This is a genomic window from Amycolatopsis sp. NPDC005003, assembly GCF_053600695.1.
Genome location: NZ_JBSGAI010000010.1, coordinates 93,460 through 111,314 on the forward strand (window position 1 = coordinate 93,460; position 17,855 = coordinate 111,314).

General features: G+C 71.5%; 17 protein-coding genes. 5 read left to right on the forward strand and 12 right to left on the reverse strand.

Annotated features, from left to right (window positions below; all coding sequences use genetic code 11):
• Window positions 1-102 precede the first annotated feature (102 nt).
• The gene (locus ACWED2_RS14310) at window positions 103-792 is read left to right on the forward strand and encodes a TetR/AcrR family transcriptional regulator (protein ID WP_449690903.1); all 690 of its coding nucleotides are present in this window, start codon (window positions 103-105) and stop codon (window positions 790-792) included.
• 17 nt (window positions 793-809) lie between these two features.
• On the opposite strand, the gene ACWED2_RS14315 is transcribed toward ACWED2_RS14310, so the two are convergent.
• On the reverse strand, window positions 810-1,262 hold the full coding sequence (locus ACWED2_RS14315; protein WP_449690904.1) for a MarR family winged helix-turn-helix transcriptional regulator: 453 nt from the start codon (window positions 1,260-1,262) through the stop codon (window positions 810-812).
• A gap of 165 nt (window positions 1,263-1,427) precedes the next feature.
• Between ACWED2_RS14315 and ACWED2_RS14320 the strand changes: the two genes are divergently transcribed.
• Window positions 1,428-2,747, forward strand: coding sequence for a pyridoxal phosphate-dependent decarboxylase family protein (locus ACWED2_RS14320; protein WP_449691017.1), 1,320 nt, complete (start codon window positions 1,428-1,430; stop codon window positions 2,745-2,747).
• 106 nt (window positions 2,748-2,853) lie between these two features.
• Here ACWED2_RS14320 and ACWED2_RS14325 read toward each other — a convergent pair whose 3' ends face one another.
• The 3 genes from ACWED2_RS14325 to ACWED2_RS14335 form a co-directional block, all read right to left on the reverse strand.
• Window positions 2,854-4,293: a DUF1996 domain-containing protein gene (locus ACWED2_RS14325; protein ID WP_449690905.1), complete on the reverse strand. Its 1,440-nt coding sequence runs from the start codon at window positions 4,291-4,293 to the stop codon at window positions 2,854-2,856.
• A 194-nt stretch (window positions 4,294-4,487) separates the two neighbouring features.
• Window positions 4,488-5,330, reverse strand: coding sequence for a class I SAM-dependent methyltransferase (locus ACWED2_RS14330; protein WP_449690906.1), 843 nt, complete (start codon window positions 5,328-5,330; stop codon window positions 4,488-4,490).
• Window positions 5,331-5,403: 73 nt separating this feature from the next.
• The gene (locus tag ACWED2_RS14335) at window positions 5,404-5,940 is read right to left on the reverse strand and encodes a hypothetical protein (protein ID WP_449690907.1); all 537 of its coding nucleotides are present in this window, start codon (window positions 5,938-5,940) and stop codon (window positions 5,404-5,406) included.
• 240 nt (window positions 5,941-6,180) lie between these two features.
• On the opposite strand from ACWED2_RS14335, the gene ACWED2_RS14340 reads away from it, so the two are divergent.
• A complete protein-coding gene (locus ACWED2_RS14340) occupies window positions 6,181-8,100 on the forward strand; it encodes a potassium transporter Kup (RefSeq protein WP_449690908.1) in 1,920 nt (639 codons plus the stop codon).
• A 28-nt stretch (window positions 8,101-8,128) separates the two neighbouring features.
• On the opposite strand, the gene ACWED2_RS14345 is transcribed toward ACWED2_RS14340, so the two are convergent.
• The 5 genes from ACWED2_RS14345 to ACWED2_RS14365 all read right to left on the reverse strand — a co-directional run bounded on the left by ACWED2_RS14345 (window position 8,129) and on the right by ACWED2_RS14365 (window position 13,227).
• Window positions 8,129-9,004 carry a fumarylacetoacetate hydrolase family protein gene (locus tag ACWED2_RS14345; protein WP_449690909.1) on the reverse strand — a complete coding sequence of 292 codons (876 nt, stop codon included), beginning with the start codon at window positions 9,002-9,004 and terminating at the stop codon, window positions 8,129-8,131.
• Between the two features lie 145 nt (window positions 9,005-9,149).
• On the reverse strand, window positions 9,150-9,395 hold the full coding sequence (locus tag ACWED2_RS14350) for a hypothetical protein (RefSeq protein WP_449690910.1): 246 nt from the start codon (window positions 9,393-9,395) through the stop codon (window positions 9,150-9,152).
• Between the two features lie 10 nt (window positions 9,396-9,405).
• Window positions 9,406-10,395: a trypsin-like serine peptidase gene (locus ACWED2_RS14355; protein WP_449690911.1), complete on the reverse strand. Its 990-nt coding sequence runs from the start codon at window positions 10,393-10,395 to the stop codon at window positions 9,406-9,408.
• 355 nt (window positions 10,396-10,750) lie between these two features.
• A complete protein-coding gene (dctA, locus tag ACWED2_RS14360) occupies window positions 10,751-12,118 on the reverse strand; it encodes a C4-dicarboxylate transporter DctA (RefSeq protein ID WP_449690912.1) in 1,368 nt (455 codons plus the stop codon).
• A gap of 14 nt (window positions 12,119-12,132) precedes the next feature.
• Window positions 12,133-13,227, reverse strand: coding sequence for a PrpF domain-containing protein (locus ACWED2_RS14365; RefSeq protein ID WP_449690913.1), 1,095 nt, complete (start codon window positions 13,225-13,227; stop codon window positions 12,133-12,135).
• Between the two features lie 128 nt (window positions 13,228-13,355).
• Here ACWED2_RS14365 and ACWED2_RS14370 point away from each other — a divergent pair, with 128 nt between their 5' ends.
• Window positions 13,356-14,261, forward strand: coding sequence for a LysR family transcriptional regulator (locus ACWED2_RS14370; protein ID WP_449690914.1), 906 nt, complete (start codon window positions 13,356-13,358; stop codon window positions 14,259-14,261).
• Window positions 14,262-14,309: 48 nt separating this feature from the next.
• Here the strand turns inward: ACWED2_RS14370 and ACWED2_RS14375 are convergent, their stop codons facing one another.
• On the reverse strand, window positions 14,310-14,771 hold the full coding sequence (locus tag ACWED2_RS14375) for a nitroreductase/quinone reductase family protein (protein ID WP_449690915.1): 462 nt from the start codon (window positions 14,769-14,771) through the stop codon (window positions 14,310-14,312).
• Between the two features lie 81 nt (window positions 14,772-14,852).
• Between ACWED2_RS14375 and ACWED2_RS14380 the strand changes: the two genes are divergently transcribed.
• A complete protein-coding gene (locus ACWED2_RS14380; protein WP_449690916.1) occupies window positions 14,853-15,455 on the forward strand; it encodes a TetR family transcriptional regulator in 603 nt (200 codons plus the stop codon).
• A gap of 47 nt (window positions 15,456-15,502) precedes the next feature.
• Here the strand turns inward: ACWED2_RS14380 and ACWED2_RS14385 are convergent, their stop codons facing one another.
• Both ACWED2_RS14385 and ACWED2_RS14390 read right to left on the reverse strand, forming a co-directional pair.
• Window positions 15,503-16,651, reverse strand: coding sequence for a M48 family metalloprotease (locus ACWED2_RS14385; RefSeq protein WP_449690917.1), 1,149 nt, complete (start codon window positions 16,649-16,651; stop codon window positions 15,503-15,505).
• A 184-nt stretch (window positions 16,652-16,835) separates the two neighbouring features.
• Window positions 16,836-17,846, reverse strand: coding sequence for an SMP-30/gluconolactonase/LRE family protein (locus tag ACWED2_RS14390; protein ID WP_449690918.1), 1,011 nt, complete (start codon window positions 17,844-17,846; stop codon window positions 16,836-16,838).
• Window positions 17,847-17,855: the final 9 nt, after the last annotated feature.

Here is a 17,855-nt window from a genome sequence, read left to right on the forward strand (position 1 = left end):
CTCTCTGGGACTCGATACCGTGTCGACGGTACTCAGTACCGACCGGTAGCTGAAGGTGACGCCTGCCACGCACTAGGCTCGCCCGCGGCAGGAGGAGGGGATATGGCGGCGAAGCCGACCAAGGAGCGGCTGACCGAGGCTGCGTTCGCGTTGTTCGCCGAGCGTGGCTACGAGCAGACGACGGTCGACGACATCACCGACCGGGCCGGCGTCGGCCGCACGACCTTCTTCCGCACGTTCCGGGCGAAGGAAGACGTGATCTTCCCGGACCACGACGTGCTCCTCGGGGCCATCGAATCCCGCCTGGCCGGCTCGACCGAAAGCACGGCGCTGATCGCGGTGACCGAGGCGGCCCGGCTGGTCCTGCGCCACTACCTGGCCGAGGGGGAGCGGGCGGTGACCCGCTACCGCCTGACGCGCAGCGTCCCGGCGCTGCGCGACCGCGAGATCGCCGGAGTGCAGCAGTACCAACGGCTTTTCGGCCGCTTCCTGCACCGCTGGATGGGCGGCGGCCCGGACACGGCGTTGCGCGCCGAGCTGATGGCCGGAGCGGTCGTGAGCGCCCACAACCACGTGCTGCGCCGGTGGCTGCGCGGCCAGGCGAGCGATCCGGAGCGCGAGTTCGACGCCGCGATGACCGAGGCGGTCGACCTGTTCAGCCGTCCCCCGGAAGCCGGTGCGTCGTCCATTGTGGTCTTCCGGACGACCAAGGACCTCGACGCCGTGCTCCCCGAGCTGCACCGGCTGCTCGGCGAACCCCGGTCGAGGGCACCGGAGAACCCGCGTCCTTAAGGCGTGGCGCGCCGACGTTAGGCGCCGCTGCCCAAATCGTCGCCGGCGAAGCGCCGCTCGAGGTGGGCGAGGGTGCGGTTGCACTGCGCGATCGTGCCCGGGTCGACGTCGTCGAGCAGGTCCGCCAGCAGTTCCGACCAGGCGCCGCGGAGGACTTCGAGGTTGGCCCGGGCCAGTTCGGTGGGGTGCACGGTGACGCTCCGGCCCTGGCCGGACCGGGTCAGCATGCCCTTGGCTTCGAGCCCGCGGAGGGCGGTGCTGACGTTCGGGCGCTGCAGCCCGGTGCGCTCGGCGATCCGGCTCGGCGCGCACCCGGGGTCCAGGTCCACGATGCGCATCACCTGGCGCTCGGTGGCGGTGAGCGGCACGATGTCCGGCGCGGCCGGGGTGCGCAGGCGGATCAGGCGGGCGACGTTGAGCACGAGGTCGGCCAGGTCGGCGTGCGGATCCGGAGGCTGGGGGCGGGGCACCCCTTGAACACTACCTGATAATTATGCAAGCATAATTATCAATCGATAGCCTGTGTGCGGGGAGTGCCGATGGACCGGAACGAAGGTGTCCTGCGTGCGGGGCCGGCTGGTTTCGCGGAGCTCGCCGCGGTGCTCGGCGACGCCGTCCGCGACGTCGGGGCCTGGATGTCGGAGTACGGCGGCTACGACCCGCACCCGTCCCAGGACGTGCCGCTCGGGCGGTTCCGGGAAGCGGCGGCGGAACTGCACCGGCGCCTGCGGGACAACTACCCGTTCTTCCACCCCCGCTACGCCGGGCAGATGCTCAAGCCGCCGCACCCGGCGGCCGTCGCCGGCTACCTGAGCGCGATGCTGATCAACCCGAACAACCACGCCCTCGACGGCGGTCCCGCCACCGCGGCCATGGAGAAGGAGGTGGTCGCGGACCTGGCGGCGATGTTCGGCCTTCCCCAGCACCTGGGGCACCTCACCAGCAGCGGGACGATCGCGAACCTGGAAGCCCTGTTCGTCGCCCGCGAGACGCACCCGGGCCGGGTGATCGCGCACAGCGCCGACGCCCACTACACCCACGGCCGGATGAGCCACCTGCTCGGCATCGAGGCGGTTCCGGTGCCCGTCACCGCGGCCGGGACCCTCGACCTGAACACGCTCGAGGACCTGCTCCGCACCGGACGCGTCGGCACGGTGGTCGCGACCACCGGGACGACGGGCCTCGGTGCCGTCGACCCCGTCGACGAGATCGTCGCCCTCGCGCGCCGCCACGGAGCCCGGGTGCACGTGGACGCGGCCTACGGCGGCTTCTTCCGGCTCATCGCCGACGACACCGCCGACGGGGTGCGCTCGGCGCCGTTCCGCGCCATCGCCGACGCCGATTCGGTGGTCATCGACCCGCACAAGCACGGCCTGCAGCCCTACGGCTGCGGTGCCGTGCTCTTCCGCGACCCGTCGGTCGCCCGCCACTACCTGCACGACTCGCCGTACACGTACTTCACCTCCGACGAGCTGCACCTCGGTGAGATCTCCCTCGAATGCTCACGCGCCGGCGCGGCGGCCGCGGCACTGTGGCTGACCTCCCGGGTCCTGCCCCTGACCCCGGACGGCCTCGGCGCGGTGCTCCGGCCCGGCCGCCGCGCCGCCCTGGCCTGGGCCGACCTGATCACCGGCAGCGCCGAACTGGCGACGTTCCAGCCGCCGCAGCTCGACATCGTCAGCTACTTCCCGGTCCGCGAAACCCTTTCCGAGATCGACCGGGCCAGCGCCCACGTCCTCGAGACGGGGATGAGCCAGGCGCTGTTCGTGGCGACGTACACCGTCACGGCGGCCGACCTCGCCCGCCGGGGCCACGCCGTGCACGACGACATCCCGCGCGGCCGCATCCTGCGCAGCGTCCTGATGAAGCCGGAGAGCGAAACGTACATCCACGGCCTGCACGGCGAAATCGCCCGGTTGAGCCGTGGTACCGCGGTGGACGTGCGGCCCGGGTAGCGGGCGTCCCGGCTCGCGCCGGCCGAGGCGCCGGCCCGGTGGGGCAGTGGCCTGACCGCGGTGCCCGGGTTGCCGGGCGTGCTCGGCAACCCGGGCAGGCGCGCTGTCACTGCGAGCAGCGCTGCCCCGTGTTGATGCAGCGGACCACCTGGTTCATCAGGCGCTGGCCCATGACGTTGGCGAAGTCGTCGTGGTCCGAGCGCGGGTTGTGCTTCTCCTGCGCGAAAGCGTCCACTTTGTACTGACCGTTGACCTGGACGTCCCTGGGGATGTTGTAGGTCAACGTGATCCGCAGCTGGGGCACGTTCTTGAAGCCCTGCGGGCAGCGGCCCTGCCCGTCGGCGAACACGATGTGCGAGCGGTGGTTCGCGCTGTCGATGTTCTTGCCGTCCCAGCAGTTCGGGAAACTGTGGATCCGCTTCACCTTGCTGCCCTCGGGGCAGATCGGGTACTTGTCGGTGAGCCGGTCCTCGAAGCCGCTGCACGTCCAGCTCGGCCGGGCGTTGGCCGGGCCGTTCGTGCTTTGTTTGGCGTCGCCGTAGAGGATCCGGAGGAACTGCGGCATCGCCACGACCCGGCGGGCGCCGCCGCTGGTGAACGTCAGGTCCGCCCGCTCGACGCGCTGGATCTCGCCTTCGTTGTCGCCGATCTCGTTGTCCTCGTTGACGCCCGGCAGCTCGGCCGGCTGCCCGTTGCTGTTGCCGCCGCCGTTGTCGAGCCCGCCTTGGCCGTTCTTCTTCAGCGCGCAGGCCGCCAGGCCGCCGAGGTCCGCCGGCTTCGCGCCGGTGCGGCCGATCGCGATGGCGATGCGGTCGAGGGTCGCCTTCCGCTTGTCGCCGAGCGGGTTCAGCACGGCGTTGCGGATGTCCTGCTCCGCCTTCAGGTCGCCACCGGCGATCCGGGTGTTCGCTTCCTCGACCTGGGTGTCGAGCAGGTCGAGGTTGCGCTCGACCTCGGCGGCCGCCTGGTCCGGGACGTCGGCGAGCTTGCTGGCGACGTCGGGGCAGTCGACCCGCGTGCCGGCCTTCTCCTGTTTCGCCTGCTCGCGATCGCGGGAGACGTCCTTGGCGGGCGGGTTCTCCTCGTCCTCTTCGGTGTCGATGCGGACGACCGGCCAGAAGTACGTCGACTTGTCCCCGTTCTTGCAGGTGGTGCCGGCCTTGGCCAGGCTCTCGTTGGTGGAGTCGGCGTTGGTGGAGAGGTTGCCGACGTAGTCGTGCAGGTGCTCGGCGCCGTTGCGGACGCCGGGCTGGGCGATGAAGTTGTCGGGGTTGAAGTGCTGGTTCTCGTTGCGGCCGCAGTCCACGGTGAAGGTGCCGCGGGCGCCCTGGCGTTGCAGTGCCTGGTCGACGTTGGTCCCCTTGGGGACCTTCGTGATGTCGACGAAGAACGACTTGTCCACTTCGGACGCTCCGGCGGTGCCGGAGCCGCCGGTGGTGGCGGCGACGACCAAGGCGCCGGCGGCCAGGGCCAGGCCGATGCCGAGGGTGGCGATCTTGGTGCGGCGGGTGATGCGGTGTCGGCCCGTGGCGGGGTTTCGGGGCATGGAGTCGTTCACCTCGTTCGGGTTTTTCCCGGGCGCGGCAAGGTGAAGCGCGCTCGGGCAGCAACCAGCGACACGTCCGGTCCGGACGCGCGGGACCCGGGGGAGCGGCCGGAGGGTCTCGACCTCCGGCCACTGGTCCCGACGTAGGCAGAAACGGGCAATTCAGACTATCGGTTCAAATCGCCGGGGCTGCGTTACCGTTTCGTTATCAAATCCGCGGCCGGCTCCCGCATGAGGAAGAAGTAGGCGTAGCGCTCGTCGAGCTCGTTGCGCGGCACGAGGTGGACGGCCTTCGGGACGAACCCGCACCGCTGGCCGAGCTGCCAGAACCCGTCGATCGGGTAGGTGGTCATCTCGGCGAGTCCGCGGCGGTACGCGCGGCGGCGGGGCTTCGTGCGCCAGCTGCCGTCGGAGTACTTGATCTGGATCAGGGCCAGCCCGCCCGGAGCGAGGACTTCGTGGGCGATGCGCAGCAGGCGTTCCCCGTACTCCGGTGTCGGCACCAGCTCGAAGACGTAGCAGGACAGGAAGACATCGCACGCGCCTTCGATGCGCGGGATCGCCGATTCCGGGTCCGCGACGTCGATCGCGATCGGCCGGAACGGCGTCTCGCACACCGCGCCGACCTGTCTTGCGCATTCCCGCAGGGTTTCCGCGGAGATGTCGACCCCGATGAACTCTTCGGCGCGCGGGGCGAAGTGGACCGCGTTGGCGCCGCCGCCGCACCCCCACTCGAGAACGCGGCGCCAGGGGCGGTCGAAGCCGCACATGCGGGCACCGGCGTCGAACAGGTCGAGGTGCCGGGCGCCGATCCGGGTCCACAGGTCGGTGCCGCCGAACACCGGGGCGTCGCGCCAGTGGGAGTTGCCGCGCCAGGCCTCGTCGGCGGGTTGCCGCCAGTAGTCCTGGGCGTCGGCGGAGATGCGCGACTCGGGGTGCCGGGCGCCGACGGTGGCGAGCGCGCGGTGGAACAGATTTTCGGCGTGGCGGGCCGCGCGTTTCGCTCGGCGGACGGCCGCGGACGGCAAATCGGGCATGGGGGGACCTCGCTGGTGTCGGTGAGGCGGGGGAGTGCGGAAGCCGCCGGAGCTCCGGCGGGTACGGGAGAAGTCAGGCGAACAGCGGCGGGCCGCGCCGGGTGCGGGTCCGGCGCAGGAGGACCTCTTTCGCGCCGTCACGCGCCACGGCGGGCACGACGGCCACCCAGAGCGGTGCGTGCACGGGAACGGTCGTCCGGATCCGGCGCAGGACGCCGCGGACGATCCGGAGGGCCGCGAGGACCACCGTGTCCGTCCAGGCCAGCAGCAGCCCCACGAGCACGACGGCGGTGGTGTGGCCGGCCAGCATCGTCAGCAGGCCGGCACCGGACGGCGGGTGCTGGTGCCCGAGCCCGGGCGGCAGCACGAGGACGACGTGCAGCATCGCCTGGCCCGCGGTCAGCGCGGCCACCGTGGCGGCCGGGCCGCGCCGTCGGCCCGCCGGTGCGGAGCCGGCCCAGGCGACGAGCGCGCCGACGCCGATGGTCAGCCCCGGGTGGGGGAGCGCGCCGCCGCCGGCCGCGTGCGCCGAGATGCCGATCCCCGTGGTGACCACGCCGAGCACGCCGCCGCTCAGGGCGGGGGCCGGAAGGCGGTCGGCACGCGTCACGGAACCCAGCCTAGCCACGATCGGTAGCCGGTTGTGGCTGGCGATTCGGCGGGCGACCCGGTGGGTTTCCGCCACTTCGGCCGGATGGCGTACCGGCGGCGGCTCCGCCGGCGGTCACGTCAGGCCGCGGGGCGTCGGCGGCGCGTCGGCGCAAAGGTTTCGTAAATACGTGTGAAGCTCCCCGGGAACCGGCCGTGCTGACCGGCGTCCGGCCACAGTGGACCGGTAGGGTCGCGGTTCGTGAAGCAGGAGAAGACCCCCACGTCGTCCGCGCGTGACGTGGTGCGGCTGAGCCTCGTGATCGGCGCGCTCGGCGTGGTGTTCGGGGACATCGGGACCAGCCCGATCTACACGCTGCAGACGGTGTTCAACCCCGCCGACCCGCACCCGGTTCCGGTCAGCACCGACAACGTGTTCGGCGTGGTGTCGCTGATCTTCTGGTCGGTGATGATCATCGTGACCGTCACCTACGTGCTGCTGGCGATGCGCGCCGACAACGACGGCGAGGGCGGCATCATGGCCCTCATCACCCTGCTGCGCCGCTGGGGCGCGCAACGCGGCAAGCGCGCGGCCGTCGTCCTGGCCGGGCTGGGCATCTTCGGCGCGGCGCTGTTCTTCGGCGACAGCATGATCACCCCGGCGATCTCCGTGCTGTCGGCGGTGGAAGGGCTGAAGGTCGTCTCCGACGGCCTCGACGACTGGATCGTCCCGATCACCGCCGTGATCATCATCGGGTTGTTCCTCGTGCAGCGGCGCGGCACCGCCGCCGTCGGCCGGGTGTTCGGGCCGGTGATGATCGCCTGGTTCGTCACGGTCGGCGGGTTCGGCGTGGCCGGCATCGCCGGGCACCCGGACATCCTCAAGGCGCTCTCGCCGACGTATGCCATCGGGTTCATGGCGGGCCACTTCGACATCGCGTTCTTCGCACTCGCCGCGGTCGTGCTGTCGGTCACCGGCGCCGAAGCCCTGTACGCCGACATGGGCCACTTCGGCCGCCGGGCGATCACCCGCGGCTGGCTGCTGCTCGTGCTGCCCGCGTGCGTGCTCAGCTACCTCGGCCAAGGCGCGCTGATCCTGGAGAGCCCGGCGAACATCAGCAGCCCGTTCTTCCTGCTCGTGCCCTCTTGGGCGCGGCTGCCGCTGGTGGTGCTGGCGACGGCGGCGACGGTGATCGCGTCCCAGGCGGTGATCACCGGGGCCTACTCGGTCGCCGCCCAGGCCGCGCAGCTCGGGTACCTGCCGCGGCTGCGCGTCGCGCACACGTCGGAGACCGAGCGGGGCCAGATCTACGTCCCGTGGATCAACTGGCTGCTCATGGTCTCGGTGCTCACGCTGGTGTTCGCCTTCCGCAGCTCGGCGGCGCTGGCGTTCGCGTTCGGCATGGCGGTCACCGGCACGATCACCATTACGACGTTGCTGTTCTTCTACATCGCCCGATCACGGTGGGGGACCCCGGCGTGGCTGATCGGCGTCGGCGCGACCGTGCTGCTGGCCGTGGACCTGCTGTTCGTCGCGGCCAACCTGACCAAGCTGGTGCACGGCGCGTGGCTGCCGCTGCTGATCGGCCTCACGGCGTTCACGATCATGACGACCTGGCAGCGCGGCCGCCGGATCGTCACCGCCGAGCGCGAACGCCGCGAAGGCGCGCTGCCGGAGTTCGTCGAGGAGCTCCGCGAGGCCCCGGTGCAGCGGGTGCCGGGAACGGCGGTGTTCCTCAACCGCGGCGGCCGGACCGCCCCGCTGGCGCTGCGGGCGAACGCCGAGCACAACCACGTGCGCCACGAGCAGGTCGTCATCCTGTCCCTGGAGACCGAGCCGGTGCCGCGGGTGCCGGCCGAGCAGCGGACGACCGTGCAGGACCTGGGCCACGCCGACGACGGCATCGTCTTCGTCATCGCTCGCTACGGCTACATGGAAACCCCGGACGTCCCCGGCGCGCTCGCCCGGCTGGACCCGGCGCAGACCGAAGGCCGGCTGCAGCTGGACGAGGCGTCGTACTTCCTGTCCAAGATCGAGCTGCAGCGCGGCCCGGAACCGACCATGGCGGGCTGGCGCAAGCGGCTGTTCATCGCCACCTCCTACATCACCGCGGACGCCGCGGAGTACTTCGGCCTGCCGCGGGACCGCACGGTGATCATGGGCTCCCACATCGACGTGTGAGCCCGGCGGGGCGGCGCGTCCGGCGGTCTCAGCGTGCGGCGAGCGCCCGGCGCACCTCGTCCGCGCCCAGCACCACGGGGGAGCGCAGCGATCCGACCTCGCCGATCTCGATCTCGACCACATCGGCCGGCCGCAGCCCGAGATCGAGGGACGGCACGACGGACGTGCCCGTCGAGAGCACGGCGCCGTCGGGGAAGTCGTTGTCGCGCCACAGGTACTCGACCAGTTCGGCCGGTTTGCGGTTCAGCTGCGAGGTGTTGGCGTCGCCGGCGAACACTTCGCGGCCGTCGCGCAGGATCCGCATGCGGAGGCCGAGCGAAAGCGGGTCCGGCACCTCCCACGCCGGTCGCACCCGCGCCGACACCGCGCACGAACCGGTGTAGATCTTGGCCTGCGGGAGGTACAGCGGGTTCTCGCCTTCGATGCTGCGGGAGCTGACGTCGTCGACCACCAGGTACCCGGCGATCTCCCCGGTCGCGGTCAGCAGCAGGCCGAGTTCCGGCTCCGGCACGTTGTTGGCGGAATCGGCGCGGACGGCGATCGGCTCGCCGTCGGTGACCACGCGCCACGCGGGCGACTTGAAGAACAACTCGGGCCGCTCCGCGCGGTACACCCGCGCGTAGACGTCCTGGTCCACGCTCTCCTCGCGGCGGGCCTCCTCCGACCGCAGATAGGTCACCCCGGCCGCCCACACCTCCATCCGGCCGTCCAGCGGTGGCAGCAGGCGGGCTCCGGCCGCGGGCACGGGCTCCCCGGCGGCCTCGGCCAGCGCCCGGATCTCCGCGACCGGCCGGCGCAGCAGGTCGCTCATCGATGCCACCGCGAGCGGCCGCAGCCGCTCACCGGTGAGCAGGCCGACGCGGATTTCGCCGGTTCCGACGGCGAATCGCACCAGGTGGCTCATCCGGGACCTCCTCGTCACCGTCGAACTTACGGAGTGCGAGGCGCGGCGGTCAATGCGACGCGGTGGCCGGGGCCCGGCCGGCACGCGGCGAAGGCCCGTTCCGGCCGCACGGGCGGGAACGGGCCTTCGGTTCGGTCGCGTGCTTTCACCGGCCTTCGGGTGGTGCCGGCATCGGGGCCGGCTGTGCCCCGCGCAGGCGATCCTCGGTCCAGTAGTCCGGGTCGGTGTGCACCGCCGGCCCACCGGTCGCCTCCGGATCGGCGGGTGCGGCCGGACCGGCCGGCGTGGCCGCGCCACCGGCGCTCAGCCACCCGGCGACCGCGGAGGCGCCCAGCGCGACGGCCGCCGCGACCAGCGCCACCACCACGACCCTGCGCGTGCGGGCGGTCACGGGTACCTCCTTACGGGGTGTGGTCCTTCGCCTGGTTGAAGACGTCGAGGACGTGGTTGTCGTAATACGGTCCGGAATTGTTTCCGTTGAGATTGCCCTGCATGGCGCTGATCACGTAGCCGAGGCCGTTCGATTGGTAGTCCTCGAGCCACGGCCCGCCGCTGGAACCGCCGCCGAAATTGCAGCCGAGCCGATAGGCGTTGGCACTCGGCCACCGGTCGGTCGTTCCCCAGCAGTACCACTGCACTTCACCGCTGTCCCGGTCGCCGGGATATCCCGCGATGTGCACGAACCGGCTGTAGCTGCCGTTGACCCGGAAGCCGTGGCCACCCGCCGCGTCGACCACCCGCTGGCCGGAACCGTTGGTGTTGGTCACCACGAACGCGAAGTCCCGCTGCCAGTCGTTGCGCACCGACCACCCGGTGGAGTAGTGGAACCAGTAGGCGGAGAACCGTCCTCGCGGCTCGGAGCCGTGGTCGTAGCCCGGGATGAAGATCCAGTTCAGCATGACCTGCCCGTTGCCGCCACCCACGACCGAACAGTGGCCCGCGGTCACGACGAGCCGTTTCGAGCCGCTGTTCAAGGCGCTGCCGGAGCACATGTACCGCTTGCTGTCCCGCGGGTCGACGAAGTAGATCTTGCCGTTGGTGTAGGAGAACCAGGCGTCCCGGGTCGCCCGGTCGCCGGCCGGGGCCGCCGGATCGGATGCGGTCACGGCCTTCTGCGCCGCGGCCGTGAGTTCCTTGTCGGGCGTGCCGGTGGGTGTGGCGGTGGGTGTGGCGACGGGGGTGGCCGAGGCCAGCCGCTCCGGCGTCCAGTAGTCGCCGACGATCCGCTGGGCGTCCGCGGCGGAGACGGTTCGCTGCGCGTGGGCGCTTTCGTCCCACACGGCCGCGGGAGCGCCGACGATCGAATCGGTCTTCGCCACGGTTTCCGCGGCGGCCGGAACCGTGATCAGTGCCGACGCGGCGAGCGTCAGGCCGGAAATGAAGGCAAGCACGGGTCTTCGCTCGAAGATCATTGTTCCCCTCGATTTGATTTACGACGGCGGCGATTTCGCCGGCCTGCGCAAGACCGTACCGAGATGATTTTGGTCGAACAACCCGCCGGTTGGCACAAGAGCTTGCGCACCACGGCGCATTTCCGGTTGCTCGGTGCCTCCGGCCAGATTTTTCCCACTGATTGCGTGATGCGGAAACCGGCTGCCCGTGCAATCGGCCGTCCCGTGGCACGACCCCGGCCGGCGTTGCGCATGGTGACCGAAATGGACAGTCGCCCGTCCGACGGCAGTTCGGCGGCCGTACGCCCTCGGCGGAGCGGCCGAGGGCGTACGGACGACCGGGAACCGCCGCCGGTCAGGGGAGGACCGGTACCGGGTCGCGCGCCGGCTCGGCGGCCGGTTTCGGAGATGCCGCGACCTCCGGAACCGGGATGAACGGCAGGTCGCCGCGCAGCACCGCGCGGGCGCGGGCGGTGTCCAGCTGGCCGTCCCAGCGCGCGACGGCCAGGGTGGCGACCCCGTTGCCGACGAGGCTGGTCAGTGCGCGGGCTTCGGACATGAACCGGTCGATGCCGAAGATCAGCGCGAGGGCCGCGACCGGCACGTGCGGGATGGCGCTCAGTGTGGCCGCGAGGGCCACGAAGCCGGAGCCGGTGACGCCGGCCGCGCCCTTGGACGTCAGCAGCATGACGGCCAGCATCGTCAGCTGCTGGGTGAAGCTGAGCTCGATGCCGAGCGCCTGGGCGAGGAAGACCCCGCCCATGGTGAGGTAGATCGCGGTGCCGTCGAGGTTGAACGAATAGCCCGCGGGCAGGGTGATGCCCACGACGGGCTTCGCGGCGCCCGCGTGCTCCAGCTTGGCCATCATCCGCGGCAGGACCGGCTCGGTGGAGGACGTGCCCAGCACGATGAGCAGTTCTTCCTTGAGGTAGCGCAGGAACGGCAGCAGGCGCAGGCCGTTGAGCCGCATCACCGTGCCGAGGACGACCAGCACGAAGAACGCCGCCGTGAGCCAGAACGAGCCGACCAGCAGGGCGAGGTGGCGCAGGGTGCCCAGGCCGTAGTTGCCGATGGTGAAGGCCATGGAGCCGAACGCGCCGATCGGGGCGAGCCGCATGATCCAGCGGATGATCGTGAACAGGACCTTGGAGAACTTCTCGATGCCGTCGGCGATGCTGCGGCCGGCCGGGCCGGTGGCGTGCAGGCCGAAGCCGAACAGGACGGAGACGAGCAGCACCGGCAGGATCTCCTGGCCGGTCAGGGCGCCGACCAGGGTGGCGGGGATGATGCCGAGCAGGAAGTCCGCGAAGCCCTCGTGGCTTTGCGTCGCCGTGGCCGGCAGGTGCGCGGTCGACAGGCTCGCGACGTCGACGTGCAGCCCGCTGCCGGGTTTCACGACGTTCACCACGACGAGGCCGATCACCAGCGCGATCGTGGTCAGTACTTCGAAGTAGACGAGCGCCTTCACGCTGACCCGGCCGACCGCGCGGGCGTTGCCCATGGTGGCGATCCCGTGCACGACGGTGCAGAAGATGATCGGCGCGATCAGCATCTTCACCAGCGCGATGAAGCCGTCCCCGAGCGGTTTGAGGCCGGCGCCGAACGAGGGCCACAGCCAGCCGGCCACGGCACCGGCGAGGACGCCGATCAGGCACTGGACGTAGAGGTGGGAGAGCAGGCGACGGAGACGGCCGGTGCCCGTGGCGGCGGCGTTGCGGCTCATGGCGGGCGTCCTTTCTACAGGGGGACGGGGATCGGGACGTGCAGTTCCGCCCGGGCGATGCGCCGGGCGGCCCGGCGCAGCAGCACGGTCCCGGACGCGGTCCGGGCGGTGATCACGCCCGCGGGCGTGCCCAGGCGCAGGGTGCCGTCGGCGGTCGGCCGGGCGATGCGGTGGGCGAGGGTGCCGGGGGTGGCGGCGGCGGTGGCCACGGCGACGGCGGAGGTCAGTCCGATCGCCGGGTGGGGGGCGTGCATGGAGACCATGCGCACGGCGAGGTCGTAGGAATCCGCGGCGACCTCGATGCCTTGGGAGGTGCGGTAGGGCACCGGGTGGGCGATGACGCCGACCTTCGGGACGGCGTGGCTCACCGGCTGTCCCGGCCGGGCAAGCCCCATGGCCAGTGCGGCCTCCGGCCGCAGCGCGGTGAGGGCGGGAACGGCGGCGGCGAACCGCTCGAGGGTGGTGCCGCCGTCGAGCCCGAAGGCCTTGGCGTCGAACAGCGCCGCCGGCGCACCGGCGTCCACCAGGGTCACTTCGACGGTGCCGGCCTCCTCGGGCAGCGCGTCGATCGGGTGCCCGGTCGGCAGCAGTCTGCCGGTGGTCGTCCCGGCCGGCTCGGTGAACCCGAGCAGGACGGGCACGCCCGGTGCCGACGTCCCGGGGATCGTCGCGGTCCCTTCGTCGGGCGCGATCCCGCCGGGGGTGGGGATGGTGCCGGTCAGCCGGGCGCCGGTGTTCACGTTGACCATGCTGACGGTGGTGGCACCGGAGCGGACCGGGACGAGGCCGTGGTGGAGGGCGTAGAGGGCGACCGCGGTGGCGCAGTTGCCGCAGTTGCTGGTCCACTCGACCCGCTCGTCCCCGATGCCGACCTGCGCGAACGCGTACTCGACGGGGTCACCCGGCCGGGCCGGGGTGCGCACGATCGCGGCCTTCGACGTCGTGGAGGAGGCACCGCCGACGCCGTCGATCTGCCGGGGGTCGGCGGCGTTGAAGGCGGCGAGCAGCAGCGCGTCGACGTCCGCGCCCGTCGCGGTCACGTCGTCGTGGTCGAAGATCCAGCACTTGCTGGTACCTCCGCGGATCATTTCGCCCTGCAGACGCAACACGACTGACTCCTGTCCGGGGATGGGGGCGGCTCGGCTCTGCCGCGTTCCACCTTCGACGACGTCTGCGTGAAGTACAATCTCGAAAACCTGCATGGCCATTAAGCTGGACTTAACGCTGGAGGATCGTGGTGCTGGACGTCCGCCGCGTGCTGCTGCTGGTCGAGGTGGCCCGTCGCGGTTCGGTGACCGCGGCCGCGCGCGCTCTGAGCTACACCCCTTCGGCGGTGTCGCAGCAGATCCACCGCTTGGAAACCGAAGCGGCCCAGCCCTTGCTGGAGCGCCACGCCCGCGGCGTCACGCTGACCGACGCCGGCCGAGCTCTGGTCGAACGGGGCGAACGCATCGAGCGCGAGCTCACGGCCATCGAAAACGAGCTGGCGGACTTCGCCGGCCTGCGCGCGGGCGCCTTGCGCGTCGGGACGTTCCCCACGGTGGGCGCCGCCCTGCTCCCGCACGCGGTGACCGCGTTCCGCGACCGGCATCCGGACATCCGGCTGACCGTGCGCAGCAGCCGCATCGCCGGCCTGTGGACGATGCTGGAGAACCGCGAGATCGAACTCTCGCTGATGTGGGACTACGACTGGTGCCGCATCGATCGCGAAGACGCCGTCGTCACCCCGTTGCTCGACGACCCGCCGGCGCTGCTGGTCAGCGACCGGCACCCGCTCGCCGGGCGGCGCAGCGCGGCACTCGCCGACCTCGCCGGCGACACCTGGATCACCCGCGCGGAAAACCACCCGGTGGCCGAGGCGCTGACCCGCAGCTGCCGGGAGGTCGGCTTCGAACCGCAGATCGCCTACGAAGCCCACGACTACCAGGAAGCCCAGGCGATGGTCGCCACCGGGATCGGCGTCGCACTGGCACCCCGGCTGGCCTTGGAGGGAATCCGCCCCGGGGTGAAAGTGCTGCCGCTGCGCCCCGCCACGGCGATCCGCCGCATCCTGCTCGTCCGGATGGCCGGCCACTCGCTGACCCCGGCCGCGCAGGCGTTCAGCGAACTCCTGCGCGAGAGCGCCGCCGCTCGCGCCGGCTGACCGTCCGGCACCGGGGACGAAGCTGCGGGCCGGGGCGGGCCCGCTCGGTCACGGTGCCGGCACCGGTTCGAGGACGACCACCGGAATCCGGCGTTCGGTGTAGGTCGCGTAGTTCGCGTACGGCCGGTAGATCGCCACCGCCCGATCCCACAAACGGGCGCGCTCGGCGCCCTCGGCGACGCGCGGGCGGACTCGCCGTCGTTCGCCGCCGGGGAGCTCCACCTCGGTGGTCGCCATCGCGGTCAGGTTGTGGAACCACGCCGGATGTGCGTCCACGCCGCCTTTCGAGGCGATGACGACCAGCCGCGGCGCGTCGTCGAGGTAGATCAAGGGGCTGACCCGGGCTTCGCCGGACTTGCGGCCGACGTGGTGCAACAGCAGCACGGGGGCGCCGCCGAAGAACGAGCCGCCGACCTTGCCCCGGGTCTTGCGGAACAGGAACGTGTTGAGCCGCGCCAGCTGCCGCTGCACTTTCCAGTAGCGGGACGTCGGTGGGGGAGCCTTGGGCATGAGGACAATCTGTCATAGAGTGACAAATGTCGTCAAGCGACAAGAGTCCGTCGATGACGTCCCGGCCGTATGCTGGCCGGCATGGAGACGCTCGGCCTGCGGGAACGGAAGAAGCGGCGGACCCGGGAGGCGCTGATCGACGCGGCCCAGGAACTGTTCTGCGCCAACGGGTTCGAGGCCACGACCATCGACCAGATCGCCGAAGCGGTCGAAGTCTCCTCGCGGACGTTCTTCCGGTACTTCTCCTCGAAGGAGGACGTCGCGCTGGCCCTCGCCGACGAACAGATCACCGCGGTGCTCGAGGCGTTCGCGGCGCAACCGGCCGGCCTGCCGGTGCTGACCGCGTTGCGGACCGCCGCGGTCGAGGTCATCCGGGCGTACGAGGCCGACGCGCGCTTCCACGGCCTGCAGGACCTGATCTCGGTCAGCCCGGCGCTGACGGCCGCGCGCCTCGAGCGGGCGATCGCCCGGTTCGACGAGGTCGCGGGGTTGGTCGGCGCCCGGATGGGCGTCGATCCGGCGGTGGACCCCCGGCCGTACCTGGTGGCCTCGGTGGCGCTGTGCGCGGTGCCGCCCGCCATCGTCGCCTGGCGGGCGGCGGGACGGCCGGGGCCGGAGTCCGAACTGACCGGGCAGGCCTTCGACCTGCTGGGCGCCGGCCTGGATTACCCCGCGGCCCGGTGACCGCGGCGGGCCGTCCGCTCGCGGCGAGGGAGACGGCCCGCCGGGGGTCAGCCGCGAGCCGCGGCCACCGCGGCGGCGGCCGGCTGGCCGGTGGCCGGCGGCATCAGCTTCGGGTACACCTTCTGGAACTTCTCGATCATCGTCGCGGACGGGATGATCCGGTTCGGGTTGGCCTGGCTCGTCGCCTGCTTCTCGCCCCAGGCACCGGCGGCCTTCCGCTGGTCGGGGGTGCCGTGGCTGTGGTAGCAGTCACCGATCGAGGCGTCGAGGTAGCTGACCTCCTGCTGGATGCGGGCGTTCCAGGCGAAACCCTTGGCGTGCGCGACGAAGTAGCCGCCGTAGGCGTCGGGGCCCATTTCCGACGATTCGTTGCGCGGGTGGTTGTCGTGGGCGAAGTCGACCTGGTGGCCGTATTCGTGGCCGAGCACGGACTCCACCGAGACGTCGTCGAACCCGAGGACCTCGACCGTGTCGAGCAGGCCGTCGCCGAGGGCGATGCGCTTGCCGCCGAGGCTGTCGGCCGGGGCGGCGAACGCGTTCAGGGTGAGCAGCGGGTGGCGGCCGCCCTGCAGGGTCGGGATTTCGTAGAGCACCTTGGTGGCGAGCGCGGCGGCCGCCTTCACCTTCGCCGGCGCGAGACCGAGGCTGAAGGTCTGCGCCATCTTCGCCTGGCTGCCGAGGTCGGTGCCCTTCCAGGCGACGAGCTGGATGTTCCAGCTTTCGATGTCCCAGAACCCGCGCAGTTTGTCGATCGCGGTGGTGGCGCGGGCGGTGTACTGGCCGTCGGTGCCGAAGACCTGTGGTGTCCGGTCGGACGTGACGCCCAGGACGTAGAGCTGGCTGAGCCCGGTCAACGCGTCGAGCGCCCGGCCTTCGAGCGGGGTGAGCTGCGACGCGAGCTTGTTCGCGTACGTCAGCAGCGAACCCTCGGTGCAGCCCGGGATCGGGCCGTCCGCGGCCCGGCTGCGGGGGCCGATCCGCGGGATGGGCGACTCGATGAGCCGGTCGACGCCGCGCAGCGCGTCCGCGGGCAGGCCGTTGTAGAGGTCGGTGACGTCCTGGTACAGCTGCGCGACGTCCTCTTCGACGGTGGATGGTGCGGCCGCGGCGGCGGGCACGGCGGTGGCGAGCACGAGTGCCACCGCGGTGCCCGCGGCCGCGAGCGTCTTGCCGAGGAATCTGGTCCGGTCGGGCAAGGTGGTTTCCCCTCTTCGGTTCCGGTTGAAGATCACCAAGCACCGCCACGCTAGGACGGTTACTGGCGGTGGAACCGGCGCCGGGAAAGGAACCCCGGAATGGCTCACGCCTTTCGGAGGGTTTTCACCGTGCGGACCTCGGCCGAAAGTACTAGGCGCGGGACGGTTGATCGCCGGGTGTAACTCAGTAGGGATTGCCGGGCACGTTGAGGCGTGTCTGGTAGAGACCGAAGCCGCCACCGGGCGCGCTCGACGTGATGTACAGGGTTCGCCCGTCCGGCCCGCCGAACGCCGCGTTGGTGCTGGTGCGGCCGGCGGAGACGGTGCCGAGCTGCGCGCCCGAGGGCGAGAAGACGTGCACGAGCCCTTCGCTGTTGGACACCCAGTACAGGTTGCCCGCGCAGTCGACGGTCGCGCCGTCGGGCGTCCGGATGTTCGCGAACGTCGTCCCGCCGCCGGTGGTGCCGTCGGGGCGGACCGGGTATTTCATGATCACGTCGCCGCCGGTGGCTCCCACGTAGAGCGTCTTGCCGTCGGGGGACAGGACGACGCCGTTCGGCTGGCGCAGCGTGTCGTCGACGAGGCCGACCACCCCGTCGTGGACGCGGAAGACGCTGGTGCGGCCGCCTTGTTCGTCGGCGCGGTTGCCGCGCTGGTAGTTGGGATCGCTGAAGTAGACGGTGCCGTCGCGGGCGATGGTCAGGTCGTTCGGCGAGTTGAACGCGTGGCCGGGGGCGCCGGCCGCGACGGTCGTCCGGCTGCGGTCGGTCAGGTCGTAGGCGGAAACGGTGCGGTTGTCGTGCGTGGCGGCGAGCACCCGCGTGCCGTCGGGGGTGATCGCCAGGCCGTTGCTCCCGGAGCCGGCGATGAAGGTTTCGAAGGTGGCCGGCGGGGTGTACCGGAGCACGGCGGAGGGCTGCACGCCCTGGGGGCCGGTGGCGTTCTGCATGTCCGACACCAGCAGGGTGCCCGTCCGCTGGTCCCAGGTGGGCCCTTCGAGGAAGGTGAAGCCTCCTCGCACGAGCCGGGACGTGACCGCCGGGCTCGGCAACGGCGAGCCGTAGGTCGTTCCCGGGGTGCACGGCGAACTCGTGGTGGTGCCGGACGCCGGGGGCGCCACCGCGCCCGCGACGACGACCGCCGCCGCCGTCACCGTCCACATGCGACGGTGCGGCGCTGTCCTGCGGTGAGCCATGACGGCTTT

Bases quoted from the DNA above. Each gene is read 5' to 3' on its own strand.
- ACWED2_RS14345 (WP_449690909.1), bottom strand. From the start codon at position 9,004: ATGAGCCACCTGGTGCGATTCGCCGTCGGAACCGGCGAAATCCGCGTC.
- ACWED2_RS14330 (WP_449690906.1), bottom strand. From the start codon at position 5,330: ATGCCCGATTTGCCGTCCGCGGCCGTCCGCCGAGCGAAACGCGCGGCC.
- ACWED2_RS14375 (WP_449690915.1), bottom strand. From the start codon at position 14,771: ATGCCCAAGGCTCCCCCACCGACGTCCCGCTACTGGAAAGTGCAGCGG.
- ACWED2_RS14310 (WP_449690903.1), top strand. From the start codon at position 103: ATGGCGGCGAAGCCGACCAAGGAGCGGCTGACCGAGGCTGCGTTCGCG.
- ACWED2_RS14380 (WP_449690916.1), top strand. From the start codon at position 14,853: ATGGAGACGCTCGGCCTGCGGGAACGGAAGAAGCGGCGGACCCGGGAG.
- ACWED2_RS14320 (WP_449691017.1), top strand. From the start codon at position 1,428: ATGTCGGAGTACGGCGGCTACGACCCGCACCCGTCCCAGGACGTGCCG.
- ACWED2_RS14325 (WP_449690905.1), bottom strand. From the start codon at position 4,293: ATGCCCCGAAACCCCGCCACGGGCCGACACCGCATCACCCGCCGCACC.
- ACWED2_RS14390 (WP_449690918.1), bottom strand. From the start codon at position 17,846: ATGGCTCACCGCAGGACAGCGCCGCACCGTCGCATGTGGACGGTGACG.
- dctA (WP_449690912.1), bottom strand. From the start codon at position 12,118: ATGAGCCGCAACGCCGCCGCCACGGGCACCGGCCGTCTCCGTCGCCTG.